This is a genomic window from Nocardia tengchongensis (genome assembly GCF_054781395.1).
Map to the genome: position 1 here is coordinate 111,258 of NZ_BAAGUM010000020.1, position 25,327 is coordinate 136,584.

Annotated in this window: 26 protein-coding genes and 2 pseudogenes; 16 read left to right on the forward strand and 12 right to left on the reverse strand. The window is 65.7% G+C overall.

Features of this window, described 5'->3' with window-relative positions; translation table 11 throughout:
• Positions 1–109: 109 nt before the first annotated feature.
• Positions 110–1,696, reverse strand: coding sequence for a helix-turn-helix domain-containing protein (locus ACYVKL_RS37540; RefSeq protein WP_379172563.1), 1,587 nt, complete (start codon positions 1,694–1,696; stop codon positions 110–112).
• A 106-nt stretch (positions 1,697–1,802) separates the two neighbouring features.
• On the opposite strand from ACYVKL_RS37540, the gene ACYVKL_RS37545 reads away from it, so the two are divergent.
• Positions 1,803–3,257: a cytosine permease gene (locus tag ACYVKL_RS37545; protein WP_379172565.1), complete on the forward strand. Its 1,455-nt coding sequence runs from the start codon at positions 1,803–1,805 to the stop codon at positions 3,255–3,257.
• Between the two features lie 515 nt (positions 3,258–3,772).
• Positions 3,773–3,961 carry a hypothetical protein gene (locus tag ACYVKL_RS37550; protein ID WP_379172567.1) on the forward strand — a complete coding sequence of 63 codons (189 nt, stop codon included), beginning with the start codon at positions 3,773–3,775 and terminating at the stop codon, positions 3,959–3,961.
• 423 nt (positions 3,962–4,384) lie between these two features.
• Here ACYVKL_RS37550 and ACYVKL_RS37555 read toward each other — a convergent pair whose 3' ends face one another.
• Complete coding sequence (locus ACYVKL_RS37555; RefSeq protein WP_379172569.1) at positions 4,385–5,062, reverse strand: lipase family alpha/beta hydrolase; 678 nt, start codon at positions 5,060–5,062, stop codon at positions 4,385–4,387.
• Between the two features lie 184 nt (positions 5,063–5,246).
• Positions 5,247–6,482 carry an IS256 family transposase gene (locus tag ACYVKL_RS37560; protein WP_379172571.1) on the reverse strand — a complete coding sequence of 412 codons (1,236 nt, stop codon included), beginning with the start codon at positions 6,480–6,482 and terminating at the stop codon, positions 5,247–5,249.
• Positions 6,483–6,698: 216 nt separating this feature from the next.
• Here ACYVKL_RS37560 and ACYVKL_RS37565 point away from each other — a divergent pair, with 216 nt between their 5' ends.
• The 6 genes and pseudogenes from ACYVKL_RS37565 to ACYVKL_RS37590 all read left to right on the forward strand — a co-directional run.
• Positions 6,699–7,838, forward strand: a complete 1,140-nt coding sequence (locus ACYVKL_RS37565; protein WP_379172573.1) for a tyrosine-type recombinase/integrase — start codon at positions 6,699–6,701, stop codon at positions 7,836–7,838.
• A 24-nt stretch (positions 7,839–7,862) separates the two neighbouring features.
• A complete protein-coding gene (locus ACYVKL_RS37570; protein ID WP_379172575.1) occupies positions 7,863–8,216 on the forward strand; it encodes a Tn3 family transposase in 354 nt (117 codons plus the stop codon).
• Positions 8,217–8,318: 102 nt separating this feature from the next.
• Positions 8,319–8,684 (forward strand): hypothetical protein, encoded by a 366-nt coding sequence (locus ACYVKL_RS37575; RefSeq protein WP_379172577.1) that lies wholly within the window; start codon positions 8,319–8,321, stop codon positions 8,682–8,684.
• Between the two features lie 199 nt (positions 8,685–8,883).
• Positions 8,884–9,462, forward strand: a complete 579-nt coding sequence (locus ACYVKL_RS37580; protein WP_379172579.1) for a recombinase family protein — start codon at positions 8,884–8,886, stop codon at positions 9,460–9,462.
• Positions 9,463–9,682: 220 nt separating this feature from the next.
• The gene (locus tag ACYVKL_RS37585; protein ID WP_460774195.1) at positions 9,683–10,435 is read left to right on the forward strand and encodes a polyprenyl synthetase family protein; all 753 of its coding nucleotides are present in this window, start codon (positions 9,683–9,685) and stop codon (positions 10,433–10,435) included.
• Positions 10,436–10,465: 30 nt separating this feature from the next.
• Positions 10,466–10,747, forward strand: a pseudogene (locus tag ACYVKL_RS37590) (IS256 family transposase); the annotation flags it as partial.
• A 134-nt stretch (positions 10,748–10,881) separates the two neighbouring features.
• On the opposite strand, the gene ACYVKL_RS37595 reads toward ACYVKL_RS37590, so the two are convergent.
• Positions 10,882–11,505, reverse strand: coding sequence for an isochorismatase family protein (locus ACYVKL_RS37595; protein WP_379172584.1), 624 nt, complete (start codon positions 11,503–11,505; stop codon positions 10,882–10,884).
• Between the two features lie 96 nt (positions 11,506–11,601).
• On the reverse strand, positions 11,602–11,898 hold the full coding sequence (locus tag ACYVKL_RS37600; RefSeq protein WP_379172586.1) for a hypothetical protein: 297 nt from the start codon (positions 11,896–11,898) through the stop codon (positions 11,602–11,604).
• On the opposite strand from ACYVKL_RS37600, the gene ACYVKL_RS37605 reads away from it, so the two are divergent.
• Together ACYVKL_RS37605 and ACYVKL_RS37610 are read left to right on the forward strand one after the other, a co-directional pair.
• Entirely contained in the window at positions 11,888–12,184 is a 297-nt protein-coding gene (locus ACYVKL_RS37605; RefSeq protein ID WP_379172588.1) for a hypothetical protein, read from the forward strand. The genes ACYVKL_RS37600 and ACYVKL_RS37605 overlap by 11 nt on opposite strands.
• 241 nt (positions 12,185–12,425) lie before the next feature.
• Positions 12,426–13,478, forward strand: a complete 1,053-nt coding sequence (locus ACYVKL_RS37610) for an AraC family transcriptional regulator (RefSeq protein ID WP_379172590.1) — start codon at positions 12,426–12,428, stop codon at positions 13,476–13,478.
• A gap of 90 nt (positions 13,479–13,568) precedes the next feature.
• Here the strand turns inward: ACYVKL_RS37610 and ACYVKL_RS37615 are convergent, their stop codons facing one another.
• On the reverse strand, positions 13,569–13,784 hold the full coding sequence (locus ACYVKL_RS37615) for a hypothetical protein (protein ID WP_460774199.1): 216 nt from the start codon (positions 13,782–13,784) through the stop codon (positions 13,569–13,571).
• A gap of 230 nt (positions 13,785–14,014) precedes the next feature.
• On the opposite strand from ACYVKL_RS37615, the gene ACYVKL_RS37620 reads away from it, so the two are divergent.
• The 4 genes from ACYVKL_RS37620 to ACYVKL_RS37635 all read left to right on the forward strand — a co-directional run bounded on the left by ACYVKL_RS37620 (position 14,015) and on the right by ACYVKL_RS37635 (position 19,292).
• Positions 14,015–14,779 (forward strand): hypothetical protein, encoded by a 765-nt coding sequence (locus tag ACYVKL_RS37620; RefSeq protein WP_379172594.1) that lies wholly within the window; start codon positions 14,015–14,017, stop codon positions 14,777–14,779.
• 629 nt (positions 14,780–15,408) lie between these two features.
• A complete protein-coding gene (locus ACYVKL_RS37625; protein WP_379172596.1) occupies positions 15,409–15,747 on the forward strand; it encodes a hypothetical protein in 339 nt (112 codons plus the stop codon).
• 718 nt (positions 15,748–16,465) lie between these two features.
• Positions 16,466–17,695, forward strand: coding sequence for a hypothetical protein (locus ACYVKL_RS37630; protein WP_379172598.1), 1,230 nt, complete (start codon positions 16,466–16,468; stop codon positions 17,693–17,695).
• A gap of 457 nt (positions 17,696–18,152) precedes the next feature.
• Entirely contained in the window at positions 18,153–19,292 is a 1,140-nt protein-coding gene (locus tag ACYVKL_RS37635) for a lipase family protein (protein ID WP_379172600.1), read from the forward strand.
• Positions 19,293–19,433: 141 nt separating this feature from the next.
• Here the strand turns inward: ACYVKL_RS37635 and ACYVKL_RS37640 are convergent, their stop codons facing one another.
• Both ACYVKL_RS37640 and ACYVKL_RS37645 read right to left on the reverse strand, forming a co-directional pair.
• Positions 19,434–19,712 carry a hypothetical protein gene (locus ACYVKL_RS37640; RefSeq protein WP_379172602.1) on the reverse strand — a complete coding sequence of 93 codons (279 nt, stop codon included), beginning with the start codon at positions 19,710–19,712 and terminating at the stop codon, positions 19,434–19,436.
• Between the two features lie 7 nt (positions 19,713–19,719).
• Positions 19,720–20,277 carry a hypothetical protein gene (locus ACYVKL_RS37645; RefSeq protein WP_379172604.1) on the reverse strand — a complete coding sequence of 186 codons (558 nt, stop codon included), beginning with the start codon at positions 20,275–20,277 and terminating at the stop codon, positions 19,720–19,722.
• Positions 20,278–20,475: 198 nt separating this feature from the next.
• On the opposite strand from ACYVKL_RS37645, the gene ACYVKL_RS37650 reads away from it, so the two are divergent.
• Together ACYVKL_RS37650 and ACYVKL_RS37655 are read left to right on the forward strand one after the other, a co-directional pair.
• A complete protein-coding gene (locus tag ACYVKL_RS37650; RefSeq protein ID WP_379172607.1) occupies positions 20,476–20,790 on the forward strand; it encodes a DUF6907 domain-containing protein in 315 nt (104 codons plus the stop codon).
• Between the two features lie 123 nt (positions 20,791–20,913).
• Complete coding sequence (locus ACYVKL_RS37655; protein WP_379172609.1) at positions 20,914–21,192, forward strand: hypothetical protein; 279 nt, start codon at positions 20,914–20,916, stop codon at positions 21,190–21,192.
• A 17-nt stretch (positions 21,193–21,209) separates the two neighbouring features.
• Here ACYVKL_RS37655 and ACYVKL_RS37660 read toward each other — a convergent pair whose 3' ends face one another.
• From ACYVKL_RS37660 to ACYVKL_RS37675, 4 genes and pseudogenes are all read right to left on the reverse strand, one after another.
• Positions 21,210–22,214, reverse strand: a complete 1,005-nt coding sequence (locus ACYVKL_RS37660; RefSeq protein ID WP_379172611.1) for a hypothetical protein — start codon at positions 22,212–22,214, stop codon at positions 21,210–21,212.
• A gap of 61 nt (positions 22,215–22,275) precedes the next feature.
• A complete protein-coding gene (locus ACYVKL_RS37665; protein WP_379172612.1) occupies positions 22,276–23,181 on the reverse strand; it encodes an Abi family protein in 906 nt (301 codons plus the stop codon).
• 260 nt (positions 23,182–23,441) lie between these two features.
• On the reverse strand, positions 23,442–23,669 hold the full coding sequence (locus ACYVKL_RS37670) for an integrase core domain-containing protein (protein WP_379172614.1): 228 nt from the start codon (positions 23,667–23,669) through the stop codon (positions 23,442–23,444).
• A gap of 98 nt (positions 23,670–23,767) precedes the next feature.
• Positions 23,768–24,880 (reverse strand): annotated as a pseudogene (locus tag ACYVKL_RS37675) (IS3 family transposase).
• Between the last annotated feature and the right edge of the window lie 447 nt (positions 24,881–25,327).

Below are 25,327 nucleotides of genomic sequence, written 5' to 3' on the forward strand. Positions count from 1 at the left end.
ATCCGCAGCGAATGCCCTGCGCCAGTCATGTTCTGCTCGGGGTGCGGACATGGGTGAGCTCACGTCGACGCGCGTGTGAGGCGACGGAGCACATCCGGATCGAGGCCGGTCAGTAGGTGGACGGGCCCCTGGCCGGGCCCAGCGGTTCGGCCACCAGAGCCAGGTACAGGTCGATGGTGTCCTCGAGGCGATTGACATTGCGGCCGGTCAGCTCAGTGATGCGGGCCATGCGATTGCGCAGGGTGTTGACGTGGACGTGCAGGGCAGCGGCCGTGACCGCCCACTGACCGCCGTGCGCGAGGAAGGTGCGCAAGGTGTGCTCGAGGTCGGTGCGGGCGCGGGCGTCGTGGTCACGGATGACGCCCAGCACCTGCTCCGAGAACCGTTGCCGCACCTGGTCGTCGAGTAGACCGAGCAGCATCCGGAAGGTCGCGATATCGGCGAAGACAGCGGTGTCCGGGCCATGCTGCACTCGCAAGACCTGGCAGACCTCGCGGGCGCGCACCAGCGATTCCCGCAGTCCACCAGCCGTGGCGATATCTCCCACGCCGATCACGACCCGTTCGGCGGAGACCCGTCTGCCGACCTCCGCCGCCAGGTCGCGGGCGAAGCGCGCCAGCTCGTCCGCAGAGCATTCCCACAAGCAGATGGACACCACATCCTGGCTGCCCGCCGCAGTGAAGACAGGTATGCCCTGGGTGGCGAAGAACGCCCCGACCGCGTGGGCGATATCGCCGGGCAGGGTATCGGCGTCGGAGGCGGCGACCGGTGCGGACACGAGCACTCCCAGCGATCGGTCCGGTGGCACGCCATAGGCCCGCAGGCGGCGAATCACCTCACCGCTGCTTCGCGGCCCGGACAGGATCATCTCCAATAGCTCGGTGGCGAAACGCGCCTCGATGGCGTGTACGGCCTGCTGCTTGGTGACCTCCAAACTCAGGAAGCGCGCCGCCTGGGCCAGCGCGTCCCGATCAGCAGCGGTGAGAGTCGCGGCCGGTTCCAGGCAATAGAGCCCCGCGTCGATCTCCCCCATCGCACCCTCCACGAGATACAACACCGCCGGTCCGCGCCCGAGCAGATCGACCTCGATCGGCGGTGGGGTGCGATTGAGCGCGGCCGCAGCCATCCGCACCTGCTCATCGGTCGGCTCACAGCCGATACTGGCCAGGCGGCGACCTTTGCGGTCTACCACAAGCAGCGGCAATTCCGTTTCACCGCGCAGAATTTCGAGTACACCCGCCGCACCGCTGCCGCGCGAGAGAGCGGTGGCGAGGGCGTCGCCACGATGGACAGTGGCAGTCAGTTCCGCCTGCAGCACCTCGTTCTGGATCCCGGCGGCCGCTCGGGTGAGCGCGGCGAACGGCACCCCGACACACAGCTCGATGAGCGGCAAACCGTGTGAAAGGCACAGCGCGCCAAGCCCTTCGGGCAGCGACGGGGTTTGCGCCGTGAGCCCGAACACCAACCCGGCCGCACCCGCCCGCGCGACCGCCGCCACGAACCGATCCGCCGAAACATGTGGCAGCCACAGACCATTGGTCAGTACGAGTTCGCCGGACCGGACATACGGCGACGGGTCGGCGAGCTCCGTAGTGTGCAGCCAGTGGATCTCCGTCCCCAAGGATTCAGTGAGTTCCCTCGTCACGACCCGCAGCCCCAGGGCGGGATCCGCGACGAGCCTGCTAATAGTCAACACCTGGTGGAATGTACACGGCACACCAGTGATTGGTGGATGAACATCCATCCTTTCCTTGGCAGCAACGGTGCTGTTATGAGGTACCTCACTACAAAGGAACACTGCTATGGCCTCTCCACAACCTCCCGGCACCGCTGAGATCACCTCCCCCACCGATACTGGCGTCCGCTTCGACGAGCACGGCATCGCGCCCATCCCCGACCAGGAGCGCGACTGCTCATCCTGGGAACTGTTCTGGATCTGGTGCGGCGCGAATATCGCTCCCATCAACTGGGTGCTCGGCGCGCTCGGCATCACCCTCGGGCTCAGCCTGCTCGAAACCCTGATCGTCGTCGTGGTCGGAAATCTGTTCGGCTGCGCGATATTCGGCCTGTTCAATGTGATCGGCCACCGCACCGCCGTCAATCAGATGGTGCTGGGGCGCTCGGCCTTCGGTATCAGCGGCGCGGCGCTGCCGGCCATCGTGCAGGGTCTGCTGACCATGGCCTGGGTCGGCGTGAACAGCTGGGTGGTGCTCGACCTGGTCCTGGCCGTACTCGACCAGATAGGCATCCGAGGTGGTCTGGGGCTGAAAATCGCTGTCGCGGCGGTCATCATGGCCGTGCAGCTCGCCCTCGCACTGTACGGCTTCTACGCCATCCGCGCCTTCGAGAAGTACACGGTACCGCTCACGGTCGCGGTCATGGTGGTGATGACAGTGGTGGCGCTCGCCCGAACCCACCTGGACTGGTCACCCTCCAAAGCCGACACCCCCGCCGAAAAGCTCACGGCCATCACACAGCTCATCACCGCCATCGGCGTCGGCTGGGGCTTGACCTGGATCCCCTACGCCGCCGACTACAGCCGCTTCGCCCGCCCGAAGCTGCCCGCCCGGACCGTCTTCTGGGCTTCGGCCTCCGGCATGTACATTCCGACGGTCTGGCTCGCCGCCCTCGGCGCCTGCCTCGCCAGCGCCGGCGGCAGCGCCGACCCGTCCACCCTGGTCGTCGGCACTTTCGGTGCCCTCGCGATCCCCGTACTCCTGCTGATCATGCACGGCCCGGTCGCCACCAACATCCTCAACCTCTACTCCTGCTCGCTGGCCGCCCTGACCATCGGCATCCGCATCGCCCGCTGGAAGATCACCCTCTTCGCCGGTGCTATCGCCACTATCGTTCTCGCCATCTTCATCAACTCATCCAGCTTCGCCCACGCCTTCGACAACTGGATGGTTTCCATCCTCATGTGGATCAGCCCCTGGATGTCCATCCTGCTCGTCGACTATTTCCTCATCCACCGCCGCACCCCGTCGATCCCCGACCTGTACCGCGACGCCGCCTCCTCTGCCTACGGCAAGCTCAACATCCCCGGCCTGGTAAGCGTCGCAGCCGGCTTGCTCGCCAGTTGGAGTTGGCAATACGGCCTGGTCCCCACCATGCAAGGCCCCCTCGCCAAAGCCCTGGCCAATACCGACTTCTCCTGGCTATCGGGCAGCCTGGTCGCCGGCGGGCTCTATGCCTTCCTCGCCGCCGGTCGGCGGCATTTCTCGACGGCCCTGCACCGGGCACACAGGCAAGGCTGAAAGGACCAGGCTTGCCTGGCGCTTCCCTGTTGGATCCCCCGGGTGAAGTAGCCTCGGCTCGGCCGATCACCTTGCGGCCGAGCCGAAGTTCTTCACGGACAGTGAAATCGAGCAGGCGTAGGTTGGCGCCCTCGGCCGTGCGGGACCTGCACGTGCTTCGCGCTGCGGCAACCAAGGACGAAATCGCCGATTTCGAAACCGATGTGCTATCGCGGTTCGTGCTGGCTCGGGCATCGGCCAGCCTGGTCGACTCGACCATCCGCAACGACGTGAATCACCTCGAGCTGATCCGGGATTGGTTCGGGCATCCGTTGTGGGAGAGGCAGCCCGAGGGACACCGACACCTCTCTCGGCAAGGTGCTGCGGGACGCGAAGCCCTCGACACGCACCGGCCGTGCAGCCGCGCTCACTGTGTTCTTCCACTTCCTCGATCTGCGGCACAAGGTCGAACTGCACAACCCCACCGGGCGAATTGTCGAATACCCCTCGATGAGATCAACCGGCCCCGCACCGCGGTGGATCCGCAACTACCGACCCCGCCGACGGTCGAGGAGATCGAGGCACTGTTCGCCGGGTGCCGGACAGAGTCGGCGACCTGCCGCAAGTCCCCCCCCGCCCGCAACTACGCGGTCGCAAGGGTGGCGGCCGACCTCGGGTTGCGCATCAACGAGGCTCGCATGCTCGATCTCGACGATGGGCTGTGAGCTGGGCCGGTTCGGGAAGCTGAATGTCCCTTACGGCAAGGGATCTCGCCGTAAAGAACCGAGCCCCGGCTGGCCCCGTTGATCAACGACACCGACCGCTGCCTGCGCTGGTTCATCGAAAACGTGCTCGGCCAGTTCGACACCGACGCCGCAGACCACGGGGTGCCGCTTCCCATCCGAACGCAAGAACACCGACGGCAGCGCCGACAGGGCGACCGCAGATGTATTCCGCCGCGCCCTCTCCGAAGCGGTCGACAAGCATCTGCCGACGTGTTCGGGGAAGCCGGCCGGACACCAGTTGCCTCGCGCGCCTGTAGCCCTCGGCGAGCGCGGCCAGCGCCGGCCAAATTGCGGCCTGCGGCGGAATCCCCATCCTGGTCGACCCGAAACACGCCTGTCCGACGGTTCCTGCGTCGTGCGCGCCTACGGGCAGCTGGTCGCCAGGGGTGCGCCGCGCAGAGCGGAGTCGATCAGTTCCTGCATGGCACCGTCGATGGGCTCCTGACCATGGGAGACGGTGCGGCCGGGGCAGAATGACTGGAGGCTGACATTGGTCGCGCCGGGCAACGGATTCTTCTCCGCCCCCGCGCTTTCGGAGAACAGGTGGTAGGCGGTCAGGCCCGGCGGCACCGCGGGGTCGGCATTGAGTCGCGTCAGGAACTCCGAGCCGGGCACCATGTCCCGACATCCCGGAGATACCGCGGAGCACACCGTTGAGAGGTCGTCGCCTTGTTCGGGTGTGCCGTAGTCGAGATAGGTGCCGACCGAATCCGATCCGCCCAGGAATTTCACGTAATCACGCTGCGCCAGACCGCCCATGGAGTGGCCGACGAGATCCACCCGCCGCGCGCCGGTCCGCTGGCGAATATCGGCGACCTTGTCGGCCACGGCCTGCGCCGAGTCCGAGATCGATGCTGTCCCACTGGGATTGCCGAGCAGCACCATCGAGAAGGCGGTGTACCCTCGCTCACCCAGCCAGACCCGCAGGGTCTCCAGCCGCGCCTGATCCGCGTAGATTCCACCGATCAGCAGCACCGGGTTCCGGTCGAGGCCGCCCGCGCCCGCAGTCGCAGCTTGACCGCAGACCAGTCCCATTGCCATGCAAAGCATTACAAGGATCGAACGCGTGATTCGAGGGAGGGAGCTCATCAACCGCAACCCTAACATCGGGCACAACTTCCGTCCTTCCCACAGCTGGGAGTTCGCACCGTCGCTCATGCATGCGTCGAATGCTTCGGTCGGCCGACGCAGACTCGGGTGGTCACCGCATGATCCGAAATGTCGGTCAGGCGGTGAGTTCTGCCGAAGCGGTGTCCTCCTGTTCGTCGGTGGCGGCCAGGCCGCGGGAGCGGGCCAGGACGTCCAGGCCGAGATAGCGTCGGCCTTCGATCCATTCGTCGTGCTGCTCGGCCAGCACCGCGCCGACCAGGCGGATGATCGAGCCGCGGTCGGAGAAGATCCCGACGACATCGGTGCGCCGGCGGATCTCCTTGTTCAGCCGTTCCTGCGGATTGTTGCTCCAGATCTGACGCCAGATCTGTTTGGGAAACGCGGTGAACGCCAGCAGGTCGGCGCGGGCGGCGTCGAGGTGGTCGGCGACTTTCGGCAGTTTCTCGGCCAGGGCGTCGAGCATCCGATCATATTGGGCGGCAACCGATTCAGTGTCTGCTTGATCGAACACCGAATGCAACAGGGTGCGGACCCACGGCCACGACGATTTCGGGCAGACGCTCATCAGATTGACCGTGTAATGGGTGCGGCAACGCTGCCAGCAGGCCCCGGGCAGCGTCGCGCCGACCGCGGCGACCAGACCGGCGTGGGCGTCGGAGGTCACCAACTTCACCCCGGCCAGGCCGCGGGCGACCAGGTCGCGGAAGAACGCCAGCCAACCCGCGCCGTCTTCACTCGAAGTTACCTGCAGCCCAAGGATTTCCCGATATCCGTCGTTGTTGACCCCGGTGGCGATCAGGGAGTGGACGTTGACCACGCGACCGTTCTCGCGGACCTCGAGCACCAGTGCATCGGCGGCGACGAACGTGTAAGGCCCTTGGTCGAGTGGGCGGGTGCGGAACGCTTCGACCTGGGTGTCGAGGTCGCGGGCCATGATCGACACCTGGGACTTGGAAAGTGTTGTGATGCCCAGGGATTCGACGAGTTTCTCCATCCGGCGGGTCGAAACACCGAGTGGGTAGCAGGTCGCGACCACCGAGGTCAGTGCGCGTTCGGCGCGTTTGCGGCGTTCGAGCAGCCAGTCCGGGAAGTAGCTGCCCGACCGCAGTTTCGGAATGGCGAGGTCGATGGTGCCGACGCGGGTGTCGAAGTCGCGGTGGCGGTAGCCGTTGCGGTGATTGACGCGGTCGTCGTTGCGTTCGCCGTAGCCGGCGCCGCAGGCCGCGTCGGCCTCGGCGCTCATCAGGGTCTGGATGAACGTCGAGAGCATGGTGCGCAGCAGATCCGGGCTGGTGGCAGCCAATTGCTCGGACAGCAGCTGGCCTGGGTCGATAGGCTGGATAGCGGTCATCGCGTGAGAGTTCCTTCGAGAGAATGTGAGAGTTCCTTCGAGGATCACGCGGTGACCACCCTCATGTCCGGGGTTCGGCCTCATCGGCCGAGCTACTAGCCGCTACACCACTCTGGTGGACGCAACCGACCAGGACCGTGTTCCGGGACATGCAGGAATGGGAGTGGATTCCACGACCGATTCGATCCGACCTCGGCACTGGGGACTCCACGCAGCGTGTTGTCGGTAATCGGCCCGAATCCGCGCGTGATCGCCGATGACGTGTGGGCGAAACTCCTCTGGGCAGGACTCAACATCGAGTCCGGCGATCTGCCGGCGGTCGCTGCCGCCAATCGACCGTGCTATCCGATCGAACTCGTTCACGCGATCACCCTGACCTGGCTGTTCGCTGGCCAGCGCAGCGACGAAATCGCCCGGCTACGGGTCGGCTGCATCCGCTGGCAGCACGACGGGATGCCGATCCCCGGCGACACCGACGAAGTCCTCGCCCGAGATGCCGTATGCCTGTTGGATATTCCGACCCACAAGACCGGCACCGCCTTCACCAAACCGGTCGATCCGCTGCTCGGGCAAGCGATCGAGGCTTGGCAAGCCGTCCGCCCCGAACAGCCGAAGATGCTCGATCGCAAGACCGGCGAATACGCGGAGTTCCTGTTCGCCTTCCGCGCTCGTCACGTCGGCAAGTCCTATATCAACTCGACGATCATCCCGGCACTCTGCCGCAAAGCGGGAGTGCCGACGGCTGACGTTCGCGGCAACATCACCAGCCACCGGGCGCGGTCCACCATCGCAACACAGCTCTACAACGCCAAGGAGCCGATGACCCTGTTCGAGCTGCAAGCCAGGCTCGGACATCGCAGCCCGGCGTCAACGCAGCACTACGCCAAGATCACCCCGAACACCCTGGCCCGCGCCTACGACGACGCCGGCTACTTCGCCCGCAACGTCCGCACCATCGAAGTCCTCGTCGACCGCGACGCCGTCACCTCCGGCGAGGCCGCAAGCGGCGACCCATGGCAGTACTACGACCGCGGCCACGGCTACTGCACCTACAGCTTCTTCGAGCAGTGCCCGCACCGAATGGCTTGCGCCCGTTGCGATTTCTACGCACCGAAGGATTCCAGCAAGGGCCAGCTGCTGGAAGCCAAGGAGAACCTGCAACGGATGCTGGCCAGCGTTCCCCTCACCGACGACGAACGCGCCGCCGTCGACGACGGTCAGGCCGCACTCGACCAGCTTCTCCAACGACTGGTCGACGTTCCCACACCGGCTGGGTCGACACCACGAGAAATCGGCGCTCCGGCGACGGCCACCCTGTTGCCGATCGTCTCGGTGAAACAGGGCAAATCGGCGTGAACTTGACATTTCAGATTCCACAGAATGTGCCGCTACCTGCGGAGTCGGGAATTGCAGCGCGAGATCGAGGAAGGTCTCAATGTCATCGAGTCGTGGAACCGCGCCAACAGCGTCATCTACTACGGCAAGACCGGCGAACTGTCGTCCAACCGGATCGACGAGCAGGAGCTGAGCGTGCAGTGCCTGAGAATCGTCCAGGCGTCGTTGGTCTATGTCAACACCCTGATGATCCAAGACCTCATCGACGACCCCGACACCGGCGACATCCTCGTCACCGCCGCCGACAAACGCGGGGTCACCCCGCTGTTCTGGGAACACGTCCTGCCCTACGGGGAAGTCAAACTGAACATGACCAGTCGTCTGACCCTCACCGGATGAGATGATCCGGGACTGTCTACGGCTCCGTCGAGATCCCGAAACCTGTGACTCGCGGTGGGAAGTGGCGGTGTTCTCGCGCGGTCAGCTGGCGCCGATGACGAGATGGCCGCCGCACTCGGCGATGATCGGCATATGACAACTACTCAACCACCTCGGTGGCGGCTCGGCTGGAAACGGGCCCTGAAAGCGATCGCCACTGTCGCGATTACCACCGTGTGGGGCTTTGCCGGCCTGGTCCTCGTCACGATCAACGCGTTCTCCGCCGGCTGCGACGTTAGGGCGACATGGACAAGCCCCAAAACGGCCGACCATGCCACCGGGGCCATCGTCATCGGACTTATCTGGGTTGCCCCCTTCATCGTCGCCGCCGTGCTACGCCGCACTCGGCTGACGCTGGTCCTGGTCGGCGTCGCAGTCGTGGTGACGATCCTTGCCGTATCCAAGAGCGGCTGCGTGGGTTTCGCCTGAACCAGGCCACCCCTCTTGGGCCAGTTCATCTTGGGACAGGGGCGGGCTCGACCGCAAATCGAGCCGTCCGGGCGCGTCAAGGTAACGTTCGTTCACGAGACACCCTCCGCCGCAGCAAGTTTCCGCAGACAGGATCTGTAACGGTTGCCGTGTACGCGCCAACGTCAACCTGTTGGAGGTTCGCAATACACTTCGCGCCATGCGAATCGGCTACGGGCAGGTCTCCACCCGGGACCAGCACCCCGAAGCCCAGCACGACGCGCTCACCGCGGCCGGATGCGAACAGATCTTCATAGACAAAGCCTCCAGCAAACTGGCCTCCCGGCCGGAGCTGACCAAAGCCCTGCTGGTGGCCAACCGGCCCAAAGACCAACTGGTGGTGACCAAGCTCGATCGGCTCGGACGCTCCCTCGAGCACCTGATCGAACTGTCGAAGATGCTCCAGGAACGGAGTGTAGACCTGGTCGTGCTCGACCAGGGTATCGACACCTCCACCGCCGTCGGCCGCATGTTCTTCCAAATCCTCGGCGCGATAGCCGAATTCGAACACGCCCTGATGTCCGAACGCACCCGCGACGGGCTGGCCGCAGCCCGCGCCCGCGGACGTACCGGCGGCCAGAAACCCAAACTCGGCCCCAGACAGGTCCAGCTGGCCCGGCAGATGTACGACGAACTCGACGAACACGGCAAGCGCCGCTACACCGTCGACCAGATCGCCGCCGAGTTCGGCGTCACCCGCCCCACCATCTACCGCCACCTGAACAAGACAACCCCCTAGCCACATCGCGCCTGACCAGGAGCTACGAGAACCTCGTTGGATTTTCGGCGATCACCAGTCTCTCCGGAACCCCGATTCTTGAGACTCTGGGGCACCTACTTTGCGGCTCGGGCCAGCTTCAGGATTCCGGGCCACGTAGCCCGATCAGCGCTTCATGTACCTGGTGACACGATCGTTAACGGGCACCCAAGCCGCCCGCCCCGCGGCAGCTGTCGAGCTGATGCACAACTTCACCCTGGTCCATGACGATGTGATGGATGGTGATCGTCTGCGGCGGGGACGAGCGACGGTATGGGCGGTGTGGGGGGTGAACGATGCGATCCTGCTCGGTGATGTGTTGCACAGCCTGGCGTTTCGGATGGTATCTGCTGACATGCCGTCGGGCCTCGCGGCGGCTGTGTCCACACGGTTGGCCGCGGCCGGGATCGAGGTGTGCCGTGGCCAGCAGGAGGACTGCGTCTTCGAGACCCGCGCAGGGGTCAGCATGGACGAATACATCGCCATGGCTGCCGGCAAAACCGGGGCCCTGATGGGATGCGCCGCAGCCCTGGGAGCGTTGTGCGCGGGAGCACCCGAGGACACCGTCGAAGCCGTGGAAAACTTCGGGAAGGAACTGGGGCTGGCCTTCCAGTTCGGCGATGACATCATGGGACTGTGGGGCGATCCCGCGACCACTGGTAAGCCCGCAGGCCAGGATCTGGTGCGGCGCAAGCGAACTCTGCCGGTGATCGCGGCCTTGGAATCCGACACCGCGGCCGCGCGCTCGCTGACCGAACTCTACCTGTCCCCACAGCCGATGACTCCTTGCGAGATAGCCGCAGCCACCGAACTCGTGGTTGCGGCCGGCGGCAAGCACAAGGCAACCGAATACGTCGAAAAGTGTGTCACGGCCGCGCTGATGGCGCTGCCCACCGACCTGCGTACCCCGGACTTGAAGGCCCTGGCCCATCTTGTAGCCGGCCGCGACCGATGACACCGCCATGCTGCGCAAAACAGAGAGAGGAATCTGCGCACCACCAACCCGATCGAGTCGACCTTCACCTCGGTCCGGCTGCGAACCAAAGTCACCAAAGGACCGGGCTCCCGCGCGGCCGGAATCGCCAGGGCCTACAAGCTGATCGAGGCCGCCCAAACACGCTGGCGCAAGGTCAACGCCCCCGAACTCGTCGCGCTCGTCGGCAACAGCGCCCGGTTCCAGACGGGCAAACTGCTCGAACGCCCCCGCGACATCACCCCGCCGCTATCAACCGACCCGACCGACACCACCCGGACCGAGGTCGCCTGAACCGTGCCGAACGACAGGTTCAGACAACTTCTCCGCGCTGGCCGACAATCCGCTCAGGCGTGCTTGCCCGTGGTGGCCGTGTCCGTTGATCGTCATCTGCGCGAATGCTCGATTGTTTTGCTGTGCAAGATATGTCAGGACTGGTTGCCGTAGGCCTGGCGCAGTTGGCCGTTGAGGATGCCGAAATCCATGCCGACGGCGGCGTAGAGGTCACCGGCGAGCGGGCTGGCGTTGTCCGCCAGCATCTCGACCGCGACCGCAGAGTGGTCGACGACGATGACGCCCGCCTGCTGCAGGCGCAGCAGTCCGGTAGCACGTTTGGTGTCGTTGAAGGTGCCAGAGGCGTCGATGACGCCGTAGACGTCATAGCCCGCGGCCGTGGCCGAGAGCGCGGGCAGGGTGAGGCACACCTCGGTGGAGATGCCCGCGACGATCAGTTTGCGACGCCCAGTGGCCGCCACCGCCGCAACGACCCGCGGGTCGTCCCACGCGTTCACCGTGGTCCGGTCGATGATCTCCAGCTCGGGCGGCAACGCCTCCACCAGTTCCGGAGCCAGCGGCCCCCACAGCGAATCGGCGGCGGTCGTGGTCGCCACGATCGGAACACCCAGTACCCGTGCGGCTTTGGTCAATGCGACGACATTGTGCTTGAGTTCGGCGGTGGTGTAATCGCGGACTGCGGCGAACAACCCGACCTGGTGATCGACCAACAATAGCGTGGCGTTCTGCGGTGTCAGTGTTTCGATGAACTTGCTCATGTGCGAAACGCTATGCCCACATCGTTTCTCGGCAAGGTCCTGTTCCATGCCACAAAGGGGACCTCCGACGCCACCCGGACACGCGATTCATCGTTGTCAGCGTCGCGACTGTAGTGATTTAGGCCGGGTTCGACGATCATGCTGTGTGATCTTGTCGGCCATCGAGATGTGACGAATCGCCCCAGTGAGAGCCGATATTTCAGCAGTCGTTCTGGCCACGGCAGTCATGGATGCCACAGCCTGCCAAGACGATACGACCGTGACCGGGTCCGTCTCGACGAGCAGCGCGAGCGCCGCGTCCACCACGACGCCTGCTTGGAGCCCGGTGATCAGGCCTGGCGTTCCGACTACGTCGAAGGAGACGACGACGCGGTCCACGTCGGTGACGGACACGCACGGCACGGCGTGCGAATACGTGACTCGTCAACAGCCGCAGCAGGTGCTGGACGCGAGCCGCGTCCCGTCGGGCCCGATCGTGCTCGGGGAACCACAATGCAAGAAATACTGGGCAATGGCGTGGTCACAGCACACCGATGCCGCACCGCAGCCCACGGGATCCCTGTTCCAGGTGTCGTCGCAGGGCTTCTCGCACTTACTCACGCAGGGCACCGCGATCGACTGCACCGCGAATGGGGTGCCGGCCGACATCGCCGTGATGTTGCGCGTCTGCCGCAAGTAGCGTCGAAGGCGCGCCCGGCTGGCACTGGGCAGGACGCCAAGAGCTGACCCTATGTGAACCTCGGGCCGGCGTGCTGTCCGCGCGGCACCGTCGACTGCAGTAGATGCCGCTGAGCCAGCAGTTGAATTCTCGCAGCTCAGCACACATTCTTCTGCATTCCTCGGGTCACCCATTCCAACGAATGCGGCGGGTTGATGCAGAACAATGCCGACCGGTCGGCATTGTCCTAAGCTCATCGTTCGTGACCGCAATCGACACAGCCGGGACGACGTCCACTGCGATCACGCGCCTGGTCGTGGATGGCGCGGTTCAGCTCGGTATCCCCGCAAGCACATACACCAACCTGCTGGGTCTGGCTCCGCAGCATCTCAACGACGACCTGTACCGAACTCCGGCCACATCCAACATCCGGCTCTGGGAACTGGTCGCCCTCAACGCACCCTGGACCGAGGCCGCGGTTCTGATGACACATCGGTCCCAGCTCGGCACGCTAGGACTCTGGGACTACCTGATCACCGCCGCCCCCACCGTGCTCGAAGGCATTCGAGATGCCTCGACCTACCTGGCCACCATGGGCGACGCGAGCACCGAGACACTCGAGGTCGTCGAGGACGGCGAGCTGATCACGGTGCGCCACGTCAATCTCGCCGACACCAGCTACCACGCCGCCTGCGCGGTCCGTGCCTACGCGCTCGGGCTGTACCTGCGCCGGATGCGTGAAGCCGCGCACCGCCCGCTGACCCCGGTGCGTGTCGAGCTGGCGACCGAAACACCCCCGCAGCACGGCGCATTGATCGAGCTGTACGGCACCCGCGCGATCGACTTCGGCGCACCCGTCAGCTCGATGACCTTCCTGGCCGAGGACCTGCGAGTCCCGCTACCCCATACACAACCCGGGCTGTCGAACGTGCTGCGTCGGCACGCCGAACTCAGCCTGGCCGCCGCAATTCCCCTGCATACCTGGATCGACGTCTTCCGCACAGCGCTGTCGGCCGCCTACAACGAGGGTGCGCTCACCCTGCCTCTGGTCGCCCAGCGGCTCGCCCTGAGCCCGCGCACCCTACAGCGCCGCCTCGACGACCACGGCACCTCCTGGAGCTGGGAGGTCGACACCGTCCGGCGGACGCGGATCACTCAACTGCTGCAGAACACCGAACTCAGCGTGACATCGATCGCCTCGCGCACCGGCTACGCCGACGCCCGCGCCCTCCGCCGCGCTGTCCAACGGTGGTACGGCGACACCCCTGGCACTGTCCGACGCACCCTCACCACCGTGGAATCACCCACCACCTGAGTGCTTCGGTTCGTGGTCGGGTGTCGTCGGCCATGGTCATCCCTGGTGTCATATCGGTGAATCGGACCGGTCCTGGTGTCGTGGAGATCCTCAGATCGCCAGGCGCGCGGCGATGCCGTCGAGGACGAAGTCCAGGGTGGTCTCGAACTGCCATCGCCGATCGTCTTTGCGGTCGACCTCGACGACGTAGCGTTCGTAATTCGCAAAACGGCCGGTGCCCATGAGCCAGGCCATCCGGGAGGCCGATCCCGCACGGGCCTGCCCACAGGAGGACCAGCCGCGGACGTGCATCATCTGCCTCAGCACACCCGCGACCGCATCGGATCGGCGGTTCCGCTCAGACCCGGAAAACCACTGAGCCAGAAGGGATCTCACCGTGATCGAGACCAAACCCTCCACCATCATGCGAGACCTGGGCATCGTCCAGGCAGGCACCGCCATCCTCAAACAAAGCGAGGCACACGAACGTATGGCTCAGCGCCGAATCTCCACCTGGCTCTGGAGTTTCGCGGATCGCCCTCTCGCGGACGCCGTGGGTGGCGGTGTCGTTGCACCCGAGCATTGCCGCCGACAACCGGCGGACCGGAACGGATGCGCTGCGCGGCGCCGAAGGGTTCTTCACCACGTGGACCACTTACACGGCACCACCGCTGGGCGGATTCCCGAGACCCATACGAGCGTATGCGGGCGTGCGGCGCGCCATGATCGCCAGCACCACGGAGTTCCTGGACCCCTCGCCGTACCCCCATGCCGAATTGCATTACAACGGAGCGGGGTTCGCTGCGGCACCGGTCCGAGTGAGTGGCGATGCAACATCTGTCGATGAGGTCTCCCACAGGGTCGAGCAGGACTATCTCGAACTGCAGTTGGTGGCGCTGACCTCGTTGCTGGCCCACCACGCCGCGAACTCCGGTGCCGGCGGCGACTGCGAAATCCGCGGCCAATTCCTCCTGACCGTGCTCGAGCGCGGTGTGCCCGGGCCCGTTGCGGTCGAAACGCCAATTAGCTCGATCGCGGGTTCGGGAATCGATGCTCACCAGCGGGCGAATCATGCATTGGCAGTTGTGACGCAACAGGATCCGGCTCGGGTCACGGTCGATCTCGATGAGCTCGTCAGCGACCCCCGGGCGGTGGTTCGAGCGGCTCACTCCTTGGCCTCGGACATCCTCGGTGCCTTCGCTATCGCCGATCCCTGCGTGCTGCGGGTCGACGGATTCCTCGACCTGCATCGCCTCCACGATCGGTACCGTCCGGCGTACACACCTTGGGCGCAGGCCAACGGTCTGGTCGACACTCCCTGACACCGCCTGTACCGGATTCGGTGGCCTCCGGCCCGCCCGCCCCATCTGCGGGGTGACCAGGCCGCCGACGCTGCCGATCAGTCGCAGGCCCCGGTCGATGGTCCTGAGCCAGGTCGTCGCTGATTCGCCAGATCGAGGTGACCGCGCGGGCTCGCCGGTCGAGCGTGAGGCCGTGGGTGTTGCGGCGTCGAAGCCGGCGTCGGTGCAGCAGCCAGGGCGGATCGCGGTGGAAGGCCGGGCTGTTCGCGTCCATCGCGATGATGGGTCCCGAGGTTGCTTGTCCCACTCGCATCTCAGCCTGCGGATGGGATCGATGGCAGCTCGGGTCGGCAGTGAGCCCAGGGCGTAGGGTGCGCTGGTGCCAATCGAAATTCCCCCGTGGGCCGAGGCCCGATTGCGTGGAGTCACGGTCGCAGAGGTGTTCCAAGTGCTCAGAGCACGTCGCCGCTGGGCGCGTCCCTCGACGGGGCATGAATTAACAGTCACACTGATTGCAGGCCGGACAGATTCCGGTCGACCGATTCTCGTGGCAGTTCGAGAGGTCGCACCGTTCGAGTCGATCGTGATCGCCGCTGGCGAATTGATCGGCGATAGTCTGGACGAGTTCACACGATGGGAGGCCGAGACCGATGAGCCGTTCGCAGGATAACGCCGCCGCGCTGTACACCGCGCTGGTTGACGCTTACGGGCCCGACTTCGACATCGACAGCTTCACACCAGACCCGAACGCCGCGCCGGTGGACGTGCCCCGCCTGGAGGATCCCAACGATCTGGTGATGACCCAGGACGTAAGCCTGAAACTGCCGTGGCCGGTGCTGCAACAGCTCCGGGCCCGTGCCGCCAAGGCCGGCGCCAGCGTCGAAGAACTCGTCTCGGAGTGGGTCACGGTGGAGGCGTCCGCCGATGATTCCGTGCCCCGCGACGTCATCCTGCACATGCTTGCCCAGCGCCAGCGCCGCTCGGCCTGAACAACCCTGAACCCCAACACTGCGGGCCCGGCCTAGGCCAGGCCCGCAGTGCGTCCACACCCAGTTGCTCGGTCGCCGGGAGTCCGGGCTCAAGGTAGCCGGCAATCATCAGCCGGACTTTCCTCCATGGTCGTCTATGCCGCTGCAAGGCAGCGCTCACCGTCCTGGCTTGCGGGCACAACGGCGACGGCCTAGCCGTAGACGCCGGCCGGACCCCTATCAGAGGGGTTGTCCATGCCCAGCGATCATCCACTCCGATGCCCTGTTCATGCTCGAGGCCGCGGCATTGCGCGGTGGTGAAAACGGCACCGCATCGCATGGGCTTTTCGCGACAAAAGCCCATGGAGAACCCTGTTTCAGTGTGTGCGGCGGCCGATCGAATCGAGCCACACCGCCGAGCGCGGAGCATCCCGATTCGGTACCACCACAACCGAATTGGAAACGAGAATGACTCACGCTATCTACGTCCTGCTCATCGTTATCGGAGCGTTGATAAGCCTGATCACCGCATTCATCGGCGGGGCCCTGGTGCGCCACAACGGCACCGCACCAGGGCCCCGCGCCGGGCATCGCGCTCGGCGCGGCTGGGTTCCACCACGTCCGTGCGCAATACCCTCGCCGGGTACCTGTGAGGCATCGACGGCTCCCACGACGATATCGCCGACGGCCACCGGCAGACCCTCGCGTAGCTGAACGAGATGCGCCAGGACCTGCAGCGATGAACCAGCGGGCCCTGTCTGCGGCCGTCGACGCACCGCCGCTGCGCCTGGTCGGCGCCGACGGCCCGGCGTCGGCCGATGACCACGCCGATGCACTAATCGCGGCCTTCATGGCGGCCGCCGACGCCGACAACACCGTCCGCACCTATGCCTCGGCGTGGCGGGGGTTCGCCGCCTGGTGCGCCGAGCACGGGCACACCGCGCTCCCGGCCGCGCCGCGGATCGCGGCCCGCTACCTGGCGGTGTGCGCCGCCGACACCGAACGCGCGCTGAAGAAAGACACCTTCACCGTGTGGGCGGCCGCGATCGGGCGGATGCACTCCGGGGCCGGACTGCCCGATCCGACCGCTGACGCCACCGTGCGCCGCACGATGCGCGGCATCCGCCGCACCCAGGCTGGCGAAAATCCGGACCAGGCCCCGCCGATCACCCTGGAGGTGCTGCAGGACATCGTCACCCACATCCACGACCACGCCGGAACCTGGCGGCAGAAGGTCGCCGCGCGTCGCGACATCGCGCTGCTGGTGCTGATGTACGCCGCCGCGCTGCGCCGCAGCGAGGCCGTCGGCCTCGACATCGGGCACTTGCGCGTCGTGGACGGCCCCGCCGGGACCGGTCGGCTGCGAATCCGGTTGCACGGCAGCAAAGCCAGCCAGACCAGCGCCGAGGACCTCTACCTCAAACCCGGCACCACCGACGCCCTGTGGTGCCCGTGGTGCGCGCTGATCCGCTGGCAGGTCGTGCTCACCGCTGCCGACCAGGCCGCCCACACCACCCGCATACGGCTGCGCGACGAACACGGCCACACCGACGACGACCCGGAAACCAGCCCCGCCGCCGACCAGATCATCGATGCAGTCTCGATCGCCGTGCAACGGGTGATCCGCACCGACGACAGCGACCCGCACCAGCACCGCTGCCACGACTGGCCCGCCCCGTTCCGGGCCCGCGCCCGCCTGTTCCGGCCGCTGTCGCACGGCGGCATCCCGCACGACGCCGACACCGCCCTGACCGGCCGCTCGGTCGACCGCCTCGTCGCCGCCCGCGCCGACGCGGTCGGGGCCAGCGGCCGCGGGCACTCCCTGCACGCCGGCGTCGCCACCTGGATGCGCGACAACGGCGCCACCAGACCGGCTTGTAAACGGTGTATCAGGATGAATTTCATTGTATCCGAAGGGGATCGAGGTTGCCGATCGAAACCCGCGAGAGGGAAGCGAACGCGGATGTGAGCGACGCGAGCGGACGGGGAGCGGCCCTCCACACGCCGTCGGAATAGAATTCGCGCCGGTTTTTCCGACGCTTGTCGGTGTCGATTCTTGGACTCCAGCCCGGCGCATTCGTGTACCTGATGACCCGGATCGCCAACTGTCCAAATGCTCTTCGGCGAGCATGCCGAGTAGCAGCCCGGGCCAGGCGCCCCGGGCATCGCGGTCCCGCTTGTAGGGCCGGACTTGGCGCACACCGGATGAATGCGAACCCACCGCGCCCTATCCGAAACCTCAACCAGGACTGGGGGTGCCCCGATTTGTCGGGGCTCCCACCGCAGTGGTACATCACCGTACCGTGCGGTGCGGGCACAGTGAGAGGAGTGGGATGAAAGTTCGAATTCGTTGCCGCACTGCCCTTGTGGCAGCACTCATCGCAGTATCGCCCATAGTCGCGGCAGCAATACCGGCCTCAGCGGATATGACCCTGGCATCGCCGGGCGACGATCCGTTCTACCGCGGCCCCGACGGTTGGCCGATCAGTGCACCCGGAGCCGTATTGCGGACGCGCACAGTACCTCTGGCCCCAACCACGGTGCAGCTGCCGATCGAAGCCACCCAGGTCCTGTACGCCACGACCGATCAATTCGGAAAGCCTGATGCGACGGTCGCGACGGTGATTCGCCCACCGTCGGCGTCGGGCCCACTGCGACTTGTTTCCTACCAGAGCGCATACGACTCACTGAGCGCCGGCTGCGATCCGTCATACGCGCTGCGCGGAGGCGGTGGTGGCGCACCGCAGGACGCGGTGATCATCGCCGGCTACCTGGCGGCAGGGCTGACGGTTGTCGTATCCGACTACGAGGGCACCAAACTCGCCTATGGAGCCGGGCGGCTCTCGGGCACGGCTACTCTGGACGGCATCCGCGCCGCCCTGCATGTACTCGACGCTCCCGCCAAGACGCCCGTGGGGATGTCCGGTTTCTCCGGCGGATCCATCGCCACCGAGTTCGCGGCCGAGCTCGCCCCGTCCTATGCACCCGAGCTGAACATCGTCGGTGTCACCGCGGGCGGCATGCCCGTCGACATGGCCGACACCATCGATTATGTCGATGGCAGCCCCCAATGGGCCCTCGTGCTGCCCTACGTCATGCAAGGTGCTGCGCGCGGTTTCGATCTCGACCTGACCCCATACCTGTCCGACTACGGCCGCGATGTCATGGCCCAGATCGCCGACCACTGCGTCTCGAACGGACCGCAATTTCCCGGATTGCACCTGTCCCAGCTCCTTAGTCCCGAATACCAGAACTACCGCGCGATCCCGGGTTTCGCCCACATCCTGACCCAGAACCGCATGGGTGACACCGGCACTCCCACCGCACCTATGCTGTTCGGCGCGGGCAACGCCGACGGCATCGGCGACGGCGTCATCGTCGCCGCCGGCGAACGCGCCCTCGCCACCGAATACTGTCGTCGAGGCGTCACCGTCCAATACCTCGAATACCCGGGCAGCAACCACCTTCTCGCCGGTGCCCTGTTCGTCCCCACCGCACAGGCATTCCTCATCGACCGCTTCGCCGACGCCCCACTCGACAGCGGCTGTTCTCAACTCGACCGATAGTCACCCACGCAGCGAACCACGCCTGACAGAACTCGAATCCGCGCGGCCGTGTCGATGCCGGTCAGTCGCCGGGTGCGACAGCGTTGATCACCGAAGGCCGACGGCGCGGCCCAGGGGTTCTCGAATCAGCCGGTGAAACCGTCAGAACGCCGAAACACGCAGCTCTGCAAGGGCATAAGTGAGCCACGAGGACCGCAGTCGGTAGCCCTCGCGTGGCCCGAGCACCTCGAGCAGCGGATAGCGCTGCAACACTGCCCGCGCCAGCTGCACGGCCCCCATCTCACCCAACGCGAGGTCACCGTCACGGGCACCGGCACCGGCACCGGCACCGAGGTCCGCATCGGTGCTCAGCCGCTGCTGCAACTGCCCGCCACCGGCGACCCCGCGACCTGCCCGGTGCGAGTGTTGCGCCGCTGGCACCAGATCCTCACGCACGGCCCCGACGCCCGCCCAGACCGCCCCCATGTCCGGCCCCAGGAAGATACACCGGGCGGTTCGCGCAGGGTGCCCCGCTGGTTTTGGTGGGTCGCCCGCATTGGTGGTCGAGCTCGACGCGGCGGACGGCGGCACGCTGCGCGGCCGCGGCGGCATTGAGCTCGCGTTGGGTCCGGTAGTCGGCGTCGGCGCTGGTGGCGATCTCGGCGTAGTAGATCAGCTCCTCGGGGCGCAGAGGCGCACGCCAGTTGATCCCTTTCGGACCCGCCGGGGCCACCGGGAGCTTGCGCTCGATGATGTCGTAGGCGAACTGCAGCTCCCCGAGATCGGTGGCCACCGTGCACGCAGAGCGAGACAGAAGATCGAGCGAATCCGGTAGCCGTAGGTCAGGGTCGGAGCCGTCATGTGTTTCGCGGGCATGCTCGAACTCCTCGAGGGCCCGCAAGAACCGCCGCGTAGCCGCGAGGATGGGCGGGTTAGAGGTCTTGCGCGGCGATGGGGACGGCCGGGCGGAACGGTCGCGTGATTTGCGGCCGCGCTTGCTTGCCATGGACTTGACTCCTCCTGCCTGAGGCGCGAATTGGGGGTCTACCTGCACAGATGATGCCGCGTGCGCGCCAGATGCGGTCGGATAGCCACGCCAACCTGGCCTGATCTTCCTCGCGACGGCAGGAATCGGGGGCACCCGGGCCCAACTCCTCTGGCGCGTCGCCCAAGCTGGAGCTATTCGAAATCTAGACTCCGCGGCATGACCGACGAACTCCTCCCGTGTCCCTCGTGGTGTATGGATCACCACGAGCCCGACCCGAACTACGACGCAGATGGCGGAGCGCACTACTCGAGCGAACTGCAGGTTCTGCTCACACTTGCCGATGACTACTTCGAGGGCGCCGTCTCCGTGCAGGCTAACGCGGGCGACCAGGACGGTAAGCGCGACACCAATATTGAGCTGACCGCTCCCGGGGAGGTTTGGACTCGTCTCACCGCGACCGAGGCCCGACAACTCGCCGAACATCTAATCGTCGTCGCCGACCTCGTCGACCCCCAAGTAGCTCAGCACTGAACAGCAGCCGCGCCAGCAGCCATCCTGCCGCCGAACGCGCAGTCCTCGGGATGGTCCGCCCGGTACAGGATTCGAAATCCCACCCTGGACGGGGTTGTGCCCGAACAGGGAGGGATACGCGAAATGCGAAGCCCGGAAAAAGAATTCGCCGCTTTCACCGATAGAGCGAAACATCTCGACCACGAAACGCTGGCAATGCAGCGCGACGAGCGGCACAAGGAACGTGACCTCCTCGACCAAGCGCGGCTCGCTGTCCCCGCTGGTGTCCGCCGCGAGGCGCTGGACAGGCTCAGCCAGCAGCCCTTCGATGTGCTGGAACGCCGCATCTACGCCCTGAGAAACCCCACCATGCTCGGGCCCGACCATCTCAGGGAACCTCCTGACCGCCACCGGGAACGCTGAGGCCCCAGCGGCACGAGTCAGATGCCGTAGCGAGCGGCGATGGCGTCGACGCGGTCGAGCAGGTCGTCGAGTTCGTCGCTGACAGCCTTCATCCGCCACCGGGCGGCGATCCCACGCTCGTACCAGCCAGTATCGAGGTCCGGGCCCGCGCCCGGCTCGGGCGGAGCCAGCAGGTGGGCGGTGGCGATATCGGCAACGGCATCGGGGCTCAGCGGCTCGAGTTCGTCGATATAGCCGTGCGCCATGCCACGCGCCTCGAACCCGCACAACAACGGTTGCACTGCATATCGTGCGGGGAACTGCTGCGGCACATACACTTCCGCCTCTCCGTCCTCAGCGTCGGCGGCGGCCGCGCCGGTGTCGGTGAGGAGTTGTTCGAGGCGGATGTGGCCGGTGGCGGCGGGTGCGTGGGTGGCGATAGCGGCCCAGCGGGAGAACACCCGCACCGGACACGACGTTGTGCCGGTGGTCGGCAGGACCAGCAACGGTTGGGCACCCACGGTGACGGCCCGCTCGGTGAGGGTGATCTCGAACTGGCGCAGGGCCGAGATCTGCTGCCAGGAAAGCCCTTCGGTGGCCAGCAGCAGGATGACCGCGTCGCGGCGGCCGGCCAGGGCCTCGGGCCAGCCGGTGACCGGCAGTCGCGTGATGATCGAGTCCGCGTGCGCACGCAAGCTCGACAGGCGTTGCGCGCGGCCCGGGTTCAGCGCGCGACGGACGGCTTCGGCGGCACCGGGAATCGGCAGCCGCTTGGCCTTGTGCGCGGCGTTGAGGGCGCTGACGCGGCCACGCTGGGTGGCCGGAGTGCCCACGTTTTCGGCGAGGTAGGCCAGCACGGTGTCGGCGGTGGTGGGCAGTGCCGGCAGCTCCGCGGCCGCCGCCCAGCACACGAACTGGCGCCACTCGCGCGCCTGCTCACCAGCCAGGCCCGGAATCTGCACCGGGGCCACCGAAATGCTGGTGTCATGCAGGTATTCGAGGGCTGCGGTATTCGGTTCTGAGTTGTTACCTGGCTGCATCATCGCGCCCTCGGCTCGGGGGTGTCTCCGGTACTGGTCGGTTCGCGGTGCCGGCCATGATCGATCAGCTCCATAGCGGCGAGTGCTCCCATTGCGGCCACACACCCATATGGCTGATCGGGACAGCAAGGTTGTGCGGATAGGAGTGGACGACGGCCGCAAGCACACGAGAGGTCGCGACCCCTTGCGCCTCGCGCATGTGCTGAATCAGGGTGAGTTGAGCGAAGGTTCGGTGTTTGACAGGGCCGACTTGGCCGAGCGCCGGGATGCCACCTCCTCGTGGGAGCTTCGGCGTGAGCGTGAGTGTTCGATTGAACAGTCGGCCATGGTGGGCGCAGATGTTGCGAATCACGTTGAGGGACTTCAGCCAGGAACCCAGTTGCGGTCTGGTGAGCCCGTACTCACTAGCAACCTGATACTGCACGGCGTCGGAAGCGAACTCGTACAGGTAGTTCAGCCCACCCCAGTCGAGGATCTCGACAGCAACCCATACAGGCAGAGTCCCGCCATAGCGGCTGTGGTGATGGGTGACGAACTCCTCTTTCGACCGGCCGAGCTTGTCGAAATAGTTCTTGGTCCAGCGATCGTAGTCCGAGCCGGTTGCGCGGATGCTCAGGGAACGGGCATGCAGGTGAGCGCATTCGTCGACCTCGCCGAGCGCATGGCCCAGGGAGGCGCGCAGAGCCAATTCGACGGGAACCAGCGCGTCGAAAGTGGCCGTCCGTAGACGGCTGTCGAAATCGTAGAGTGCGACGACATCACTGAGAGTGGTGCCGGGATAGAACTCGTCTGCCCTGACGCCGTTGCCAGCCTGACGCCGAAACGAGTACCAGTATCCGCTCAGCCGGTAGTAGTTGAGACGTCGCAGCTGTGAGATCGCAGTATCACGATCACCGACATCCATACCCCGAGCGATCAGGATGTCGAGCTGATCGTCGTAGGACTTGAAGGCTTTGACAGGCACGGGCACAGAAACATTGTGCCTGGGGAGAGTGCTGTACCTGGAAAAAAATGAGGACCGGCCCTGGACCTGCCGAAGCAGGCGGAACCGGTCATAGTCTCAACAGCATAGCGAACTGCGCCGTTGTTTGTCGACGCCTGCCATCACGGGTCATCTCATGTCACGGCAGCGCAACAGTGATCCAGACTGGGTATGAGCAGCGGTGCGGTATCAGGTGGGTCGGGCGGTCGCTGTGGGTGTGAGGTTCCCCCGAAATAGTGGACGGGGGTTTACGCAGATTCGGCTGCGGCTGTCAGAGATTGCTCGTAGCGGACCGGGCTGATCATCCCGATCGCCGAGTGGCAGCGTCGAGTGGTGTACCAATCGATCCAAATGTCAACTGCGGCAGCGAGTTCAGCCTTCGTCGCGCAGACGTGACGGTAGTAGTACTCGTGCTTGAATGTCGACCACGGCGATTCGGAAGGGCTTTTGTCCCAGCATATTCCGGTATCGCCCATCGATCGTTTCAACTTGCGGCGAGTGCAGGCGTTCACGGTCAGTGCGGCGGTGAACTTGACGGGACCCCGTGATTCGGTCCACCAGGTGTGAGAGCCGGTTATCGGTGGATGCAGGTTGCAGCGTATCCGGCTGGAGTGCTGTAGCCCAGCGCGGAATGTCTTCGGCGGTGGTTGTATTCGTCCTTCCAGTCCGTGATCACGACGCGGGCATGGGTGAGGGACCAAAAGCTGTTGATGTTCAGGCATTCGTCGCGGAGGCGGCCGTTGAAGGATTCGATGTAGCCGTTGCGCCAGGGCTGACCAGGCGGGACGAACGCCAAACCGACCCGTTCCCCGGCCCAATCGGCCATCGCCGCGCAGGCGAGTTCGGGTCCGTTGTCGCAGCGCAGAGCGGCCGGATACCCGCGGTCGACGGCGATGCGGTCGAGTTCGTCGATGAGCCGATCGGCGGTGATCGACCGCTCGACCAGGCCGCCGAGGCATTCACGGGTGTGTTCGTCGACGATCGACACGATCTTGACCGGGCGCCCGTCGTCGGTGGCGTTGAACTGGAAATCCACTGCCCACACCCGATTCGGCGCGTTCGCGGTCACCGTTGTGGCAGTGGTGGCGCCCAGGCGTTTTCGGCGGCGCCGTTGTGGCACTCGAAGTCCCTCGTCACGCCAGAGGCGTTGGATCTTCTTGTGGTTTACCGTCCAGCCCTCGCCGCGGGCATCGTGGTAGGCGCGGCGGAAACCCCTGCCGTGGATGCGCTCTCGCCCAATCACGCAACCAATCGCGCAGCGCTGCATCAGGATCCGCGGCAGTCGTGGCGGCCGGAGGATGGCGTTGGGTGCTTCGATTCTGCCCGGTGACCCGGCAGGCGAACCGTTCGCTGACCTGCAGCACGCGCATCAGGTGCGCGACGGCCGCCCGCCGGCGTTCCGGGTCTAGAAGTTTCCCTTGGCGATCTCCTTCAACTCCGCCTTCTCCAGCTCGGCTTCGGCGAGAAGGCGCTTGAGAGTGGAGTTTTCGCGTTCGAGGTCTTTCGACCGTTTGGCGTCGTCGGCCTTGAGTCCGCCGAACTGGTTGCGCCACCGGTAGTAGGTGGCCTCGGTGATCTGCAGGGTCCGGCACACGTCGGCGATCTCTTTGCCCTCACCCAGCAGCCGGTCGGCCTCGCTCAGCTTGCGCACGACCTGCTCAGGGGTGTGCCTCTTGCGGGTTGCCATGGTCTTCGAGCCTTCCTGCCCACTTCGTGGGCCGCAAGGCTCTCACACTCCCCGGACCGAAATCATGGGGTCAGGTCAAACTCCCCACCACGGTCGGAATGCAGCACGGTACCAGCCACCGCGGACGGCGACCGCGGCATCGATCCAGCGGTCGGCTCGAAACCGGATCGTGGGCTATTCCATCGACTCCCGCATGAAATCGGCGCTCGCTGTCCGCGCTCTCAACAACGCCGTCGCCAAATAGAGCTTGCCTTCGCCGGTGTGGTGTTCGGAAATGTCGACCAGCCACGTGACTCAGGGCAGCGCAATGGTCTGTGTAGCCCACGGGGTACCCGCCGACATCGCGGCAACGCAGCACGGCTGCCGTCACTGAATGCGATCGCGCGGAACAAGGAGCGGATCGGCTACCGTCCGCATTGACGTATCTGGTTGCCGGGTGAGCCACAA